Annotated in this window: 16 protein-coding genes; 1 reads left to right on the forward strand and 15 read right to left on the reverse strand. The window is 37.3% G+C overall.

The genetic code is table 11. The features are described 5' to 3' along the window. Window positions 1–39: 39 nt before the first annotated feature. The 9 genes from rnc to PLX19_RS08990 all read right to left on the reverse strand — a co-directional run bounded on the left by rnc (window position 40) and on the right by PLX19_RS08990 (window position 9,145). Window positions 40–777 carry a ribonuclease III gene (gene rnc, locus PLX19_RS08950; protein WP_098916233.1) on the reverse strand — a complete coding sequence of 246 codons (738 nt, stop codon included), beginning with the start codon at window positions 775–777 and terminating at the stop codon, window positions 40–42. A gap of 60 nt (window positions 778–837) precedes the next feature. Continuing rightward, window positions 838–1,071 (reverse strand): acyl carrier protein, encoded by a 234-nt coding sequence (gene acpP, locus PLX19_RS08955; protein ID WP_020059185.1) that lies wholly within the window; start codon window positions 1,069–1,071, stop codon window positions 838–840. A gap of 131 nt (window positions 1,072–1,202) precedes the next feature. Beyond that, window positions 1,203–1,946, reverse strand: coding sequence for a 3-oxoacyl-[acyl-carrier-protein] reductase (gene fabG, locus PLX19_RS08960; protein ID WP_272188166.1), 744 nt, complete (start codon window positions 1,944–1,946; stop codon window positions 1,203–1,205). After that, window positions 1,946–2,890: an ACP S-malonyltransferase gene (fabD, locus tag PLX19_RS08965; RefSeq protein WP_272188167.1), complete on the reverse strand. Its 945-nt coding sequence runs from the start codon at window positions 2,888–2,890 to the stop codon at window positions 1,946–1,948. Before fabD ends, fabG begins: the two co-directional genes overlap by 1 nt. A 15-nt stretch (window positions 2,891–2,905) precedes the next feature. Further along, the gene (gene plsX / locus PLX19_RS08970) at window positions 2,906–3,898 is read right to left on the reverse strand and encodes a phosphate acyltransferase PlsX (protein ID WP_272188168.1); all 993 of its coding nucleotides are present in this window, start codon (window positions 3,896–3,898) and stop codon (window positions 2,906–2,908) included. Next, window positions 3,895–4,485: a transcription factor FapR gene (gene fapR / locus PLX19_RS08975; protein ID WP_272188169.1), complete on the reverse strand. Its 591-nt coding sequence runs from the start codon at window positions 4,483–4,485 to the stop codon at window positions 3,895–3,897. Before fapR ends, plsX begins: the two co-directional genes overlap by 4 nt. A gap of 86 nt (window positions 4,486–4,571) precedes the next feature. Continuing rightward, complete coding sequence (gene recG, locus PLX19_RS08980; protein WP_272188170.1) at window positions 4,572–6,620, reverse strand: ATP-dependent DNA helicase RecG; 2,049 nt, start codon at window positions 6,618–6,620, stop codon at window positions 4,572–4,574. Between the two features lie 463 nt (window positions 6,621–7,083). Then, window positions 7,084–8,760 carry a DAK2 domain-containing protein gene (locus PLX19_RS08985; RefSeq protein WP_272188171.1) on the reverse strand — a complete coding sequence of 559 codons (1,677 nt, stop codon included), beginning with the start codon at window positions 8,758–8,760 and terminating at the stop codon, window positions 7,084–7,086. A gap of 22 nt (window positions 8,761–8,782) precedes the next feature. Then, entirely contained in the window at window positions 8,783–9,145 is a 363-nt protein-coding gene (locus PLX19_RS08990) for an Asp23/Gls24 family envelope stress response protein (protein ID WP_000021111.1), read from the reverse strand. Window positions 9,146–9,521: 376 nt separating this feature from the next. Between PLX19_RS08990 and rpmB the strand changes: the two genes are divergently transcribed. After that, window positions 9,522–9,710, forward strand: a complete 189-nt coding sequence (rpmB, locus tag PLX19_RS08995; RefSeq protein ID WP_000124776.1) for a 50S ribosomal protein L28 — start codon at window positions 9,522–9,524, stop codon at window positions 9,708–9,710. Between the two features lie 71 nt (window positions 9,711–9,781). On the opposite strand, the gene spoVM is transcribed toward rpmB, so the two are convergent. From spoVM to PLX19_RS09025, 6 genes are all read right to left on the reverse strand, one after another. Beyond that, window positions 9,782–9,862 carry a stage V sporulation protein SpoVM gene (gene spoVM / locus PLX19_RS09000; protein WP_020059192.1) on the reverse strand — a complete coding sequence of 27 codons (81 nt, stop codon included), beginning with the start codon at window positions 9,860–9,862 and terminating at the stop codon, window positions 9,782–9,784. Window positions 9,863–9,926: 64 nt separating this feature from the next. After that, complete coding sequence (locus PLX19_RS09005) at window positions 9,927–10,568, reverse strand: thiamine diphosphokinase (protein ID WP_272188175.1); 642 nt, start codon at window positions 10,566–10,568, stop codon at window positions 9,927–9,929. Window positions 10,569–10,656: 88 nt separating this feature from the next. Further along, window positions 10,657–11,301 carry a ribulose-phosphate 3-epimerase gene (gene rpe, locus PLX19_RS09010; protein WP_272188176.1) on the reverse strand — a complete coding sequence of 215 codons (645 nt, stop codon included), beginning with the start codon at window positions 11,299–11,301 and terminating at the stop codon, window positions 10,657–10,659. A 2-nt stretch (window positions 11,302–11,303) separates the two neighbouring features. After that, window positions 11,304–12,185, reverse strand: a complete 882-nt coding sequence (rsgA, locus tag PLX19_RS09015; protein WP_272188177.1) for a ribosome small subunit-dependent GTPase A — start codon at window positions 12,183–12,185, stop codon at window positions 11,304–11,306. Between the two features lie 118 nt (window positions 12,186–12,303). After that, on the reverse strand, window positions 12,304–14,265 hold the full coding sequence (gene pknB / locus PLX19_RS09020) for a Stk1 family PASTA domain-containing Ser/Thr kinase (protein ID WP_272188178.1): 1,962 nt from the start codon (window positions 14,263–14,265) through the stop codon (window positions 12,304–12,306). An 8-nt stretch (window positions 14,266–14,273) separates the two neighbouring features. After that, the gene (locus PLX19_RS09025; RefSeq protein ID WP_272188179.1) at window positions 14,274–15,026 is read right to left on the reverse strand and encodes a Stp1/IreP family PP2C-type Ser/Thr phosphatase; all 753 of its coding nucleotides are present in this window, start codon (window positions 15,024–15,026) and stop codon (window positions 14,274–14,276) included. Between the last annotated feature and the right edge of the window lie 3 nt (window positions 15,027–15,029).

Raw genomic sequence — 15,029 nt, forward strand, 5'->3', positions numbered from 1 at the left:
TTATGCACAAGGAATCCCCCTAAGTATAAGGGGGATTCGCTATAAGTGCTCTTTTAATTTTTCCAACGCTTCTTGGGCAGCATGTTGTTCTGCCTCTTTCTTAGACTTCCCACTTCCAAGACCTAATGATTCGCCGTTTAATGTAACGCGCGATACAAATTCTCGATTATGAGCCGGTCCTTTTTCTTGTAGAATTTGATATTCTATGTTCCCGCTACCATCACGCTGAATTAACTCTTGTAGTTGACTTTTAAAATCCATCACATGAGAAAAAGCACCTTCATTTATTTTTGGATAAACAACTGTTTTTAAAAATCCCCATACCTTTTCCAAACCTTGGTCGAGGTAAAGTGCGCCAACAAACGCTTCAAAGACATCCGCTAATAATGCTGGACGTTCACGCCCACCTGTCATTTCCTCTCCCTTTCCTAAAAGGACAAGATTTCCAAATGATAGCTCATTTGCAAAACGAACGAGAGAAGGTTCACATACAATAGCAGCGCGAAGTTTTGTTAATTCGCCCTCACTCATTGTCGGATATTTTTGAAACAAGTATTGCGAAACTGTCAGTTCTAATACCGCATCTCCAAGAAATTCAAGACGCTCGTTATCTTCATGTGGCTTTTTGCGATGCTCATTCACATACGATGAATGCGTAAATGCTTGAATCAACAACTTTTCATTTGTAAATGTAATCCCTATTTTCTCTTGAAACTTTTTAAAAGCCTCTCGATATTTAGTTTCATGCTTCTTATCTCTATACTTTCTGTACGGCATAGGTCCCTCCAGGTATATATGCTGAGAAAGCCCCGTATATAAACGGGACTTTATCAAGCATTATAGATGACTCTCTATGTAAGTCACAGCATCGCCAACAGTAGCAATCTTTTCTGCTTCCTCATCAGAAATTTCCATTTCAAACTCATCTTCTAATTGCATCACAAGTTCTACTACATCTAAGGAATCAGCACCTAAATCTTCTTTAAAGTTCGCAGCTGGTGTTACCTCTGTTTCGTCTACTCCTAGACGATCTACGATGATTTTCGTTACACGCTCTAAAACGTCTGCCATATTCATTCACCTCCTTTAAAAAGTATAGACAAACCATTACTGTTTTTAATTCATTCGCTCTCCTCAAGACATCATATTTAATATTGTACAGAAAAACGAAATGAAATCAACCTATTTCTATAGTTTCTTGCTTACATCACCATGCCGCCATCAACATGAAGTGTTTGTCCAGTAATATAACGACTTGCATCTGATGCTAAAAAGGCAACTGCATTTGAAATATCTTCAGCTTCTCCAAATTTTGCAATTGGAATTAATTTTAGCATTTCGTTCTTCACATCTTCCGCTAATACACCTGTCATATCTGTTACGATAAATCCAGGAGCAATCGCATTCACTGTAATATTACGACTTGCTAACTCTTTTGCTGAAGTCTTTGTTAATCCAATTACACCAGCTTTTGCTGCAACGTAGTTTGCTTGTCCTGGATTTCCAGTAACACCGACAACAGAAGCGATATTAATAATGCGTCCATGACGTTGGCGCATCATATAACGAGATACAGCCTTTGTACATAAAAAGACACCTTTTAAATTTGTATTAATAACCGCATCCCATTCTTCCTCTTTCATACGCATTAACAAATTATCTTTCGTAATGCCAGCGTTATTTACAAGAATGTCGATTTGACCAAATGTATCTACAGTTTGTTTTACCATGTCAGCGACTTCTTCGCCACTTGCAACATTTGCTTTTACTGCAATTGCTTCTGAACCTAAATTTTTAATCTCATCAACAACTTCATTTGCTTTCAATTCGTTTCCTGCGTAGTTTACAACTACTTTTGCACCTTGTTTTGCTAAATCTAATGCAATTGCACGGCCAATTCCGCGAGATGCTCCCGTTACTAACGCAACTTTGTCTTTTAATAACATTAGCCTTCTCCTCTCAGTTTCGAAATGGTATCTTTCATTGTCTCCTCATCGTATATCGCATATACTTTCGCAGACGGAGCAATTGATTTCATAAGACCAGCTAAGACTTTTCCAGGTCCAATTTCAATAAATGTATCTACACCTAGTTCTACCATACGTTCAATTGATGGGTACCATAGTACAGGGGAATAGAGTTGTTCAATTAATTTTTCTTGAATGTCTTCTTTACGCGAAGTACAATCTGCTGTTACATTTGCAATTACCGGAATTTTTGCATCTTCAATCTCAATTTCATTTAGCACGTCTCGAAACCTCTCAGCCGCCGGTTTCATAAGTGATGAATGAAACGGACCGCTAACTCGTAGCGGAACCGCACGCTTTGCGCCGTTTTCTTTCGCTTTTTCTGAAGCCAATTCTACACCTTGCTTTGTACCAGAAATTACAATTTGCTTTGTGCTATTCATATTCGCAATTTGAACAGGATAACCTTCATTCGTCACTTCCTCAGTTACCTGCTTTAACATATCAGGATCTGCTCCCAAAATAGCTGCCATGGCACCTTCGCCATTTGGCACAGCCTCTTCCATGTATTCACCACGTTTTCTAACAGCATATACACCATCTTCAAATGATAGAGCACCTGCTGCTACTAGTGCACTATACTCACCTAAACTATGTCCTGCAACATAATCAGGTGTAATATCGTACTGCTCCAATACCTTTAAAATTGCAATACTTGTCGTTACCAATGCTGGTTGTGCATTGGTCGTTAACGTCAATGCTTCTTGAGGTCCTTCAAAAATAAGCGATGAAAGAGAATCCTTTAAAATTTCATCAGCCTGACGAAATACTTTTGTAGCCTCTTCATAACTTTCTGCTAATTGTCTTCCCATTCCAACTGCTTGTGAACCTTGTCCTGGAAAAAGAAATGCCAGTTTTCCCATTTCAAACCCTCCTCATTATTGAAGCGGTTCTTCCTCCATTACACTCTTAATAGTAGGAATAACTTCCTTCGCTACCATTTCCCGTGTTTGACGAATCGCGCTCAAAATTGATTGATCATTTGAAGAACCATGTGCTTTGATGACAGGAGCTTTCAATCCAAATAAAGCTGCTCCTCCATACTCTGAATAATCCATTTTATCTTTTAATACCATTAATTTTGGTTTTAATACCGCTGCCGCTAGTTTGCTTGTAAATGAACTCATTAATTGCTCTTTCAGCATCGAGAATAAAGATATTGCAGTTCCCTCTAACGTTTTAAGAGCCACATTTCCAGTAAATCCGTCACAAACAACTACATCCGCTACACCTTGTAACAAATCTCGTGATTCTACATTTCCAACAAAGTTAAGTGGTGCATCTTTTAGCATTGCAAAGACTTGTTTAGAAAGCTCGTTTCCTTTTCCATCCTCAGTTCCAACATTCAAAAGCCCTACACGAGGATTAGAAATTCCTCTTACTTTCTCTGCATATACAGATCCCATTACAGCATATTGATACAAATGAATTGCTTTCGCATCGACATTTGCACCAACATCCAGCATAACAAAGCCTTTTCCATCTACTGTTGGCATCGTAGGAGAAAGAGCAGGGCGCTCTATCCCTTCTATACGTCCTATTACAAATAATCCAGCTGCCATAAGAGCCCCTGTATTCCCAGCTGAAATACAAGCATCAGCTGCACCTTCTTTTACTTGCTGCGCAGCAAGTACCATAGAAGCTTGTTTTTTCCGGCGTACTGCTCGCACCGGCTCATCTGTCCCTTCAATTACTTCATCTGTGTGCAGCACTGTAATACGCTCTTCGCTTGTTAAATATTTGCGAATTTCATCTTCTTTTCCGACTAAAATAATATGTAAATCTGAATATTGCTTAATTGCTTTCATTGCTCCGAGTACGACAGATTTCGGAGCATGATCGCCGCCCATTGCATCAATTGCGATTCTCATAGGTTGTTACCTTCCTCACTATAGTTACTAGATCGATACATTTCAAAAGTGCCAGCAAAAACAAGTTCATCTCCAACAAAACTTTGCACTTTGACAACCGTCCGTCCTTTATCATTCTCTACATCTTCAACACGCGCTTTTGCAACAACACGCTCTCCTAATTTTACAGGACGAATATATCGAATGGTAGACTTCGCAGTTAAAGCTAATTCTTCATCAATAACCGCAACAGCTAATGAGTTTGCTTGCGCAAATAAATGATGTCCACGAGCAATTTGATTACGTTTAAAGACATGTTCTACTTTCACTTCAAAAATAGAAATCGCATGTCTATCTAATTCTATATCAATAATTTCTCCTACCACTTCATCAAGCGGTAAAGATTTTACATCTTCTTCATGTTGTTTCGTTGCCACATGTTTTATTCGTTCTCGTAATTCCGGAATCGAAAGTTCCATTCGATCAAGACGAATTGTTTGAATACTCACTTGAAATTGTTCAGCTAATTCTTCATCCGTAATAAACGGATTTGCTTCTATTGTTTGTTGTAACAACTCTTGTCTTTCTTTTTTTCTTCTCTTTTTCATTCCGCACCATCCATTTTATGACTAGGTACTAATAGTAGTATATAAGCATTAAATACAGAATGCAACATTTTTTTACTTCTTGCGCTTTAATCCAGTTTTTCTCCTTGAAAAACACCTGATTTCTCTAAATATCTTCGCAGCATTTCATACTGTTCGCTTTGCCAAAAAGCAGTCGATTCAACAAGTAACGCAGCATCTTGCCTTGCTGTTTCCAATGCTCGATAATCATGTACCATATCAGCTAATTTAAATTCAGGTAAACCACTTTGCTTGCTCCCAAAGAAATCTCCAGGACCACGTAATTCCAAATCTTTTTCTGATAGAACAAATCCATCATTTGTCTCTGTCATAATACGCATGCGTTCTTTTCCTGTTTCCGATTTCGGATCAGCAATTAAAATACAATAAGATTGTTCACTTCCACGTCCCACACGACCACGAAGTTGATGAAGTTGTGATAAACCAAAACGTTCTGCATCATAAATAACCATCGTTGTTGCATTCGGTACGTTCACACCAACTTCTACAACCGTTGTTGAAATGAGAATTTGCACTTTATTTTCACTAAATTGATGCATTACTTCATCTTTCTCCTGAGAAGAAAGACGACCATGCATCAGACCAACTTGAAATTTACCTTGATAATGATGAGTTAGCATACTATGCAAATCAATTGCGTTTTGCACATCCAGTTTCTCTGATTCTTCAATTAATGGACAAATTACATATGCTTGTCGTCCTTTTTTCACTTCTTTCTCTACAAATCCAAGAACACGTTCAAACATATCATGTTTCGCCCAGTACGTTTCAATGACTTTACGACCTGCCGGCATCTCATCAATAATGGATACATCCATTTCACCAAACGCAGTAATTGCTAATGTACGAGGAATTGGTGTTGCTGTCATAAATAAAACATCTGGATTTTCTCCTTTTTCCCTTAACACACGACGCTGCGCTACACCAAAGCGATGTTGTTCATCCGTAATTACAAGCCCAAGCCTGTGAAATATGACTTCATTTTGAATTAAAGCATGTGTTCCAACGAGAATATCAATTTCCCCTTGTTCTAGCCTTGCTAGTATCTCGCGACGACGCGCTCCCTTTACAGAACTTGTTAATAATTCAATATTCATATTAAAATGAGAAAATGTAGATACTAAAGATTGATAGTGCTGCTCCGCTAAAATTTCTGTCGGTACCATTAATGCCCCTTGATATCCAGCTAATTTCGCAGCATACAAAGCAATTGCAGCCACTACCGTTTTCCCAGAACCTACATCACCTTGTAGTAAACGATTCATTCGATATGGGGACTGCAAATCTTTCATAATTTCTGTAACAACACGCTGCTGCGCATTTGTTAACGGAAAAGGAAGATTACTTATAAACTCTTCTAATTGTTCAAGAGATATATCTTTTTTTATTCCCTTCGAACTTTCCCGCTCCATTTTCCGAAGTGCTTGCATCTTCAATTGGAACAAGAAAAATTCTTCATATACGAAGCGGCGACGCGCCTGTTTCATATCTTCTTGTCCACTAGGAAAATGCAAGGCATGCAGTGCTTCATAACGGGATAATAACTTGTAACGCGACAACAATCCTTCTGGCAATACTTCTTTCACATAAGAACCATACTCTTTAAACGCCCCCGCAATAAAACGACGCATTTGTTTTACCGTCAATTTCCCTTTAACTGAATATACCGGTTCCACTTCTTGCTGACGAACAACCGGCCCAAAGTGAAGTTCAGATACCGAAATCATTTGACGATGTTGATCCCATTTCCCAGATATCGTTACCGTTTCATCAATATTTAATTTCTGCTTATAGTAGGGTCTGTTAAAGCATACAGCTGTAATTAAATAACGACCCACGAGAACACGTACAGTAAGACGAGATTTCTTTTTTCCATAATATTGTAAAAGAGGTGCGCTATGTACTTTCCCTTCTACAGTTACTCGTTCTTCATGTTTAACTTCAGCCAAATCTTTCATCGCATAGTCTTCATAACGATACGGAAAATGCTCTAGTAAATCAGAAACCGTAAAAATCCCCATCTCATTTAGTAATACAGCTGTTTCTTCTCCAATCCCTTTCACATCCGTAATTGGAATTTGCACCACTTCATTCAAGATCTTCACGCCCCGTCAAATCTTATTCCTAACCCTTCATATATAACACAGATCTTCTTTACTTGTAGGTTATATCTCAACAATGGATTACGTATTTCCGTTTTCACGTTGAATACACAATCGCTACCTCTCCTATTCTACCATAGCATCAAGAAAGCATAGTAGTCATTTCAGCTTTCCTAATCTTATATGTATTCATTTGAATTTTCCGACACGTAAGTTCTACTATAAATCTATACTCGCTTTCTCTTTTTGCTTTAAACTTTGCATGTGAAAAAGACGAACCGTTTCTATGCCAGGGATGAAGAAAACCCTACTGATGGAAGTTTTACTTTATTACCCCAAAAAAAGAGAGCCTCACTACTTTTGCTAGCAAGGCCCTCTCATCATTTATATTAGTTCATCTCATTATAGAGTAATCACATTTTAACCAGAAATAAAACTTCATAATAAAGTGTTCACTTTATTCAACAGAAAAAATGAATGAATATAGGGGTTGGTTTCCATTATGAACTTCCACTTCTACATCTTCAAATTTTTCTTCTACAAATGTTACTAATGCATCCACTTCTTCTTCCGATGCATCTTCACCTTGTAGAATTGTTAAAATTTCCGCATCTTCATCAAGCATATTTTCTAACAATTTTTTCGCAGCTGAAATTTTTTCTGCATCTGTTGATACAATTTTCCCATCCGCAATGCACATGAAGTCATCTTTATTAATTGTTACACCATCAATTTCTGTATCACGAACCGCATACGTGATTTGGCCTGTTTTTACATGAGCAAGCGCTTCGTTCATTTGCGCTTCGTTTTCTTCAAGAGTTCCTGCTGGATTGAATGCAAGCATAGCTGCCATACCTTGAGGAACTGTTTTTGATCGAACAACAATTACTTCTTGATCCACTACAGAAGCCGCTTGCTCTGCAGCCATTACAATATTACCATTGTTCGGTAATATAATAACTTTTTCTGCATTCGCTTCTTCAATCGCTTTTACAATATCTTCTGTACTTGGATTCATCGTTTGACCGCCTTCAATAACAACCGTCGCACCGATGCTTTCAAACAATTCTTTAATACCAGAACCCATTGCCACTGTTACAATTCCATAAGGCTGTTTTTCTGCAGGTCGTTTTACTTCTACATGCATCGCCGCAGGCTCATCTAATAAAGCAGTATGTTGTTCACGCATATTCTCTACTTTAATCTTGATTAAACTTCCATAACGTTGTCCATAATTCATCGCATCTCCGGGATGCTCTGCATGAATATGAACTTTTACGATTTCATCATCAGATACAACAAGCAATGAATCACCATACACACTAATCTCTTCACGGAATTTTTGCTCAGAGAAATTATGTTCTTGCATTTTCTCTTCGTCTAACTTAACCATAAATTCTGTGCAGTAACCGTATTTAATATCCTCTGTACTTAATTGGCTTTGTACACTACGGTGATGCTCTGCACGTACCATTTCATTCATAGATGGTTGTGTTGGCTCATTAGAGGCGATTGTTTCACCTTTTAAGTCTGCTAGAAATCCTTCATATACAACAACAAGACCTTTCCCACCGCTATCTACAACACCAACTTGTTTTAATACAGGTAATAAATCAGGTGTACGATTTAATGATGCATTCGCTTCTTTCACAACTTCTTCCATAAACAAAACGAAGTCGCGCTGTTTTTTCGCAACTGTGACTGCATGTTTACTCGTTTCCCTTGCAACAGTTAAAATTGTTCCTTCAATCGGCTTCATAACTGCTTTATATGCCGTTTCTACACCCGCTTCTAACGCATCGGCAAAATCAGTTGTTGTTAATTCTTCTTTTTGTTCAATGGATTTCGAAAAGCCACGGAACAACTGAGATAAAATAACACCTGAGTTACCACGCGCTCCCATTAATAATCCTTTGGCTAAACTTACTCCGACTTTACCAGCGTGTTGTGAAAGATTTCCTTTCACCTCGCGCGCACCTGAAGTCATCGATAAGTTCATATTTGTACCGGTATCGCCATCTGGAACTGGAAAAACGTTTAAAGCATCAACAAGTTGAACATTGTTTGTTAAATTATTTGCTCCTTGTATGATCATTTGTGACAAACGTTTTCCATCAATTTTTTGAATTGACACAGTTCTTCCTCCTTAATGCACTTTACAAGTTTATAACTTTAACTCCTTGTACGTAGATGTTTACAGAATCTACTGCTAGTCCTACCGTTTGATCTAGTGTATATTTCACTTTCGTTTGGACGTTATGTGCTACCTCTGAAATTTTTGTACCATAGCTAACGATAATATACATATCAATATGTACTTCATCTTCGTCTTTACGAACAATAACGCCTCTAGTGAAGTTTTCTTTTCGTAAAATTTCTGTTAACCCATCTTTTAATTGGTTTTTAGAAGCCATACCGACGATGCCGTAACAGTCTACTGCAGCGCCTCCAGCAATTGTTGCAATTACATCTGTACTAATATCAATTTGACCGTACTTTGTCTTAATTTCAATTGACATCTCGTTTCCCCCTTCTGAAATGGTGAAAGTGAGCTAGACTACTCTATTTACTATCATATAATCTTTTCAAAGAAAATTCCATCGTTCTTTCTTTTCGCTCTCACATTTATATAATAAAATAGCACTTTTTTATGGTGAGCAAAATAGTCCATTGTTATTATACAACATATACCACTACAATATGTCAAGTGATTTTTCTTGATTTCAGCTTTTGATTTCTTACATATAGTGTCAAGTAATTTTTCTTGATTTCTTTTTTATACAGTGTTGCATTCTCTTTTTAGTTGTGTTAAATTATAGTAGTGTTTTTAGCATCGCATAAAAGACTAACATTGAAAATTACGTAGGTTACGGTAGATAAGGGAGGGAAATATAGATGGCTCGTGTTTGTGCTATTACTGGAAGAAAAGCTCGTTCTGGTAACTCTCGTTCTCACGCAATGAACGCTACAAAACGTAAATGGGGCGCTAACCTTCAAAAAGTTCGCGTACGCATTGACGGTAAAGTTCAACGTGTTTACGTTTCTGCTAGAGCATTAAAATCTGGCAAAATCGAACGTGTTTAATAATAAAAAAGAGAGCCCGTTGGCTCTTTTTTTATTATGCTCATGAAAAAAGCACCGGTAATAGGTGCTTTTTATCCTTTTTTAAAGGTATTCAATACCGCGCGAACAATTCCACCAAGAAATTTCGGTAACTTAATTGTATAAAATCTCATGGTTTCCCTCCTAATCCCCATTACTCCACTTGTTTACTATAGACGTCGCAACAAAAGCATTTCTTCAATCAGTGCTTCTTATCACCATTAATATGCCAGAAGTAAATGAAAAAGTACCTTTTTCCGCAACGAGTTCATTACTAATACAAAGTGTCGATCCCCATTTTATCGTTTTATCAGTAAGAAGATATTTAAAGCCTCGAAGTGTAATTCCCGTTACTATTTCTGTCACTGGAACAAAAGATATATAAGGAAATGATGGATTTTTTTCAATTATATATGTACCCGATTCTCTAACTGAAATTTCATTTTTATAATCTACAATGCTTATATTGGTATTGGATTGCAAACCTTTTATTAACATTTGAATGTTTGCTAAACTATGATCCAACCTTCCACCTGTTGCACCAAAAATACGAATTTGTTCTGGTTCTTGCTCTAAGGCCCAGTTAATCGCAATCTCTAAATCAGTTTGATCCTTTTCTTTCGGTACAATATGCAAATCATGTTTCTGCTTTTGCATCCACTCTAGTTCCTCTTTTGTAACAGAATCATAATCACCAAACGCTACTTTTGGCATAATTCCAAACTGCAACAAATGGTATACTCCGCGATCAACAGCTGCCCATACAACGTCTTCACTCTCATATTTAGAAAAATCTGCCCAGCACTCTACTGGACCTCCAGCTAAAATATGAATAATCATGTTCTCTCTCCTCCTATAGAAAAAAGGCAATCTGCTAATAGCTAGATTACCTTTTCTTTTAAATAAATTACTATCTACCGCTTTATTCTTATCCGCGAATCGCAGCAATTGCTGCTCCGCGATCTTTTTCATTATATACGGCAGATCCAGCAACAAGAACATTCGCTCCTGCTTCTACACATAGTTTTGCTGTTTCTACATTCACGCCGCCATCAATTTCAATCTCTACTTCCAAATTACGTTCACGAATCATATCAGCAACTTGTTTAACTTTTGGCAATACAGAATGAATGAATTTTTGTCCACCAAATCCTGGATTTACAGTCATAAGCAGAACCATATCGATATCTTCTAATACGTGTTCAATCATGGAAACTGGTGTATGTGGATTTAAAACAACACCTGCTTTAATGCCTTGTGATTTAATTAATTGAATCGTCCGATGTAAATGCGGGCAAGCTTCTACATGTACCGTAATAATGTCCGCACCTGCTTTAGCAAAAGCCTCAATATACTGATCCGGATTTTCAATCATAAGATGAACATCTAATGGTAAAGAAGTAATCGGGCGAATAGCTTCCACAATTAACGGTCCAATTGTAATGTTGGGAACAAAATGTCCGTCCATTACATCGACATGTATATAATCTGCTCCGCCTTTTTCTACATCTTTAATTTCTTCTCCCAATCTTGAAAAATCTGCTGATAAAATCGATGGTGCAATTTTAATCATAATTAATACCTCGGCTTTCTCTCTCTAATTTCTTCAATAAATTGCACATAGTGCTCATAACGATAGTTTGTAATATTCCCTTCTTCTACCGCTTCTTTCACCGCACACTTCGGTTCAGAAAGATGTGTACAACCTCTAAATTTACAGTATTGACTCTGTTCTTTCAACTCTGGAAAACAATATGTGAGATCTTCTACTTCTATATCGATGAAATCGAGTGAACTAAATCCAGGTGTATCCGCAACAAGCCCACTCCCTACTTCAATTAACTCTACATGTCTTGTCGTATGCTTACCTCGCCCTAAATGAGCTGAAATCCCACTCGTTTTTAGCGCCAAATCTGGACGTAATACATTTAAAAGCGAAGATTTCCCTACACCAGATTGCCCAGCTACAACGGAAACGCATCCTTCTAAAAATGGCTTTAACACTTCTATACTTTCTGATGTTGTCGTTGAAGTGAATATAACATCATATCCAATTCCCCTGTAATCCTTTGCATATGCTTCAATCTTTTCACGTGTTTTCACATCCACTAAATCCATTTTACTAATACAAATAATTGGCTTAATATTATGAAACTCAATTAAAACTAAAAACCGATCTAATAGTAATGGATTGAATTCTGGCTCTACAGCTGAAAACACAAGAAGTGCTTGATCGATATTCGCAATCGGTGGACGCACAAGCTCATTTTTTCGTTCTAATATTTCTAGAACATATCCTTCACTCGGATTCTCAGCTTGAAATACAACTTGATCACCAACAAGCGGTGTAATCTTATGTTTACGAAATACACCACGTCCTCGGCACTGTGTTATCCCTTCTTCATGCTGCACATAGTAGAACCCACTTAAAGCTTTTATAATTTTCCCTTCTGGCATACATTCTCTCCTTTTTTTACCTTGTTCTAAAAGACATAAAAATAGCTATTCATAATACAATTTAGAACGAGATTCGCTCAACTCACCATTTATAATTATTTTTAATAGGAGTTTCACTTTATTGCGTCGGGTACAAAACTTCTTTTTCAATTAAGGTCGTTCCATCACGAACAATTTTGTAACGCCCTTTTTTTCCTTCTTGAATAATAAACTCAAGAGAGACTGTCGTTGACTCCGTTATTGTTCTCGTTTCAAACGGTTTATCCATAGTGTTTTGCATATCTTCTTTATATATTTCAATCTTTTGCGGCGTTTTTTCTCCAGTTACTGGCCCTTGATACTGAATTGGAACATTGTCAATTTTTACAATTTTTGTTGGTTTTTCTTTCTGTCCTTCAGAGACAGTAATCGTTACTTTTGCCCCTTCTTTTAAATTCGTATCTGGCTTTGGTGATTGTGAAATAACAAGCCCTTTATCCACTGTATCGGAATATTCTCTCTTTATTTCCGGAACAAGTTTTTTTTCATTTAAATAGCTATTTACGCTATTTTCTGCCCAACCAGAAAAATCAACGAGTTGGATTTGTTTTGGCCCTTTACTAATCCACACTTTTACCTCTTGCTCTTCTTCTATAATAGATTGTCCTGCTTCTGGACTTTGTAACACAATTTCACCTTGCGGCTTTTCACTTTCAATATAATCAGGAACAACCCCTTTATATGGAGTCAATTCATCCTTAATCTTTTCATAATCTTTCCCTATCAAATTAGGCATTTTTTTCTTTTGCTTTCCACCTGATTTGAAAATCGTAATTTTTGTACCTTCTCGTACAACTCGTCCTGCCGCTGGACTTGTTTTAATAACCTTACCTTCTTCCACTTCATTTGTATATATAACTTGAGGTGACGTCAAATCGAATCCTTTAAGTGTATTCACTGCTTTTTCATATGTCATTCCAGACACATCTGGCACTTTGACTTCCTTTGGAATAAAGAAACCCGGAATCACCGTCACTGCCAATATTCCACAAACAACTAAAAATAGGAATGTCGTCAACAAAATTTTAAGCCAACGATTGTTCTTTTTCTTTTTTTGTTCTTCTTCTGGTTTGTCCTGCTGCTTTTCTTCTTTTAACTTTCCAGGTAAAATAATTGTTTCTTCAGTATTTGTATTTATTAACTGTTCCTGCTGAATAATAGGAATTGCTTTTGTGGCTTCCATATCTTCTGGTATACGAAAAGGTTGTTCATTTATTCGCTCTGGATATAACGCCGTTTCAATGTCACGTTTCATTGCATTTACAGACTGATAACGATGAAACGGATCTTTCGCTGTTGCTTTTAAAATAATGTTTTCTACACTTTGCGGAATATCAGGATTCCACCTTTTGGGAGATGGTGTTTCATTTTGTAAGTGTTTAAGTGCAATTGAAACAGCAGATTCTCCGGAAAATGGCGGCCTTCCAGTTAATAGTTCAAACATTACAATTCCAAGAGAATAAATGTCGGATTGCTTATTTGCAACACCACCTCTTGCCTGTTCAGGAGATAAATAATGAACAGAACCAAGAACAGAATTTGTATGTGTTATAGTGGTTGCACTTGTCGCGGTTGCAATTCCAAAATCTGTAACCTTTACAACACCATCATCTCGAATTAAAATATTGTGAGGCTTAATATCACGGTGGACAATTTCAAAATGATGCGCATGAGCCATTGCTGCAGTTAATTGTTCCATAATATCAATCGCTTCTTCTACAGGAAGAATGCCTCGCTGTTGTATGTATTGTTTTAACGTTTGACCTGGTACATATTCCATAACAAGATAATAGATTCCATCTTCTTCTCCAACATCATACATATTCACAATATTAGGGTGCGATAACGTTGTAACCGACTGTGCTTCTCGATGGAAACGCTTAATAAATTCCTCATTATTTGAATAATCAAGCCGCAACATTTTTACAGCTACATCGCGATCGAGTATATCATCATGCGCCAAATATACATTGGCCATTCCCCCGCCGCCAATCATTTTAAGTAGCTTGTAACGGTCATTTAGGCGTCTTCCAATCATCACGTTGTCATTCACCTACTTTCGTTCGCCAAGTCCGCATAATCAATAATGACAAGAGTAATATTGTCTTCTCCTCCAAAATCATTTGCAAGCTGCACAAGCTGTTGACTTTTTGTTTGCAAAGGCTCAGCAGACTGTAAAATTTCTTGCATATTACTCATTGCAATTTTATTAGATAATCCATCTGAACAGAGTAACAACTGGTCTCCCTCTTCTAATACTAAGGTTTTCACATCTAATATAACGGTTTCTTCCGTTCCAAGCGCTCTAAGTAAAACATTTTTTCTTGGATGATACTCAGCATCTTCTTTGGAGATTTCCCCATGCCGAACGAGTTCATTTACGAGGGAATGATCTTCTGTAACAAGTGACATATAATCATCTGATAACATATAACAGCGACTATCTCCTATGTGACCAATCGTCACAAAAGTATCCGTACATATAGCAGCAACGATTGTTGTTCCCATTCCACTACACTCTGGATGTTCTCCAGAATATTTGTATACTCGTTCATTAATAATTTGTGCATGATTATGTAACCACTGTTCTGCTTTTTTAGGAGTATCCATATTATACGTTTGTTTCCAGTAGTCATGGAACAATTGGATCGCCATCGAGCTAGCAACATCGCCTGCTCGATGACCTCCCATTCCATCTGCTACAACCGCTAAAATATCTCCATCTAAATTACAAAATACTCCTGCACTATCTTCATTATGTTGACGAACTTTTCCTTTATCTGATAGAAACACGGTTTTCATCAT

Source organism: Bacillus sp. BP-3 (assembly GCF_028401955.1).
In the GTDB taxonomy this organism is placed as follows: Bacteria; Bacillota; Bacilli; order Bacillales; family Bacillaceae_G; genus Bacillus_A.

What these genes read in the sequence shown, in the direction of transcription:
- rpe (WP_272188176.1), bottom strand. Translation starts at nt 11,301, where the DNA reads ATGATTAAAATTGCACCATCGATTTTATCAGCAGATTTTTCAAGATTG.
- rnc (WP_098916233.1), bottom strand. Translation starts at nt 777, where the DNA reads ATGCCGTACAGAAAGTATAGAGATAAGAAGCATGAAACTAAATATCGA.
- fabD (WP_272188167.1), bottom strand. Translation starts at nt 2,890, where the DNA reads ATGGGAAAACTGGCATTTCTTTTTCCAGGACAAGGTTCACAAGCAGTT.
- fapR (WP_272188169.1), bottom strand. Translation starts at nt 4,485, where the DNA reads ATGAAAAAGAGAAGAAAAAAAGAAAGACAAGAGTTGTTACAACAAACA.
- PLX19_RS09005 (WP_272188175.1), bottom strand. Translation starts at nt 10,568, where the DNA reads ATGATTATTCATATTTTAGCTGGAGGTCCAGTAGAGTGCTGGGCAGAT.
- fabG (WP_272188166.1), bottom strand. Translation starts at nt 1,946, where the DNA reads ATGTTATTAAAAGACAAAGTTGCGTTAGTAACGGGAGCATCTCGCGGA.
- PLX19_RS09025 (WP_272188179.1), bottom strand. Translation starts at nt 15,026, where the DNA reads ATGAAAACCGTGTTTCTATCAGATAAAGGAAAAGTTCGTCAACATAAT.
- rpmB (WP_000124776.1), top strand. Translation starts at nt 9,522, where the DNA reads ATGGCTCGTGTTTGTGCTATTACTGGAAGAAAAGCTCGTTCTGGTAAC.
- rsgA (WP_272188177.1), bottom strand. Translation starts at nt 12,185, where the DNA reads ATGCCAGAAGGGAAAATTATAAAAGCTTTAAGTGGGTTCTACTATGTG.
- acpP (WP_020059185.1), bottom strand. Translation starts at nt 1,071, where the DNA reads ATGGCAGACGTTTTAGAGCGTGTAACGAAAATCATCGTAGATCGTCTA.
- spoVM (WP_020059192.1), bottom strand. Translation starts at nt 9,862, where the DNA reads ATGAGATTTTATACAATTAAGTTACCGAAATTTCTTGGTGGAATTGTT.
- plsX (WP_272188168.1), bottom strand. Translation starts at nt 3,898, where the DNA reads ATGAGAATCGCAATTGATGCAATGGGCGGCGATCATGCTCCGAAATCT.
- PLX19_RS08990 (WP_000021111.1), bottom strand. Translation starts at nt 9,145, where the DNA reads ATGTCAATTGAAATTAAGACAAAGTACGGTCAAATTGATATTAGTACA.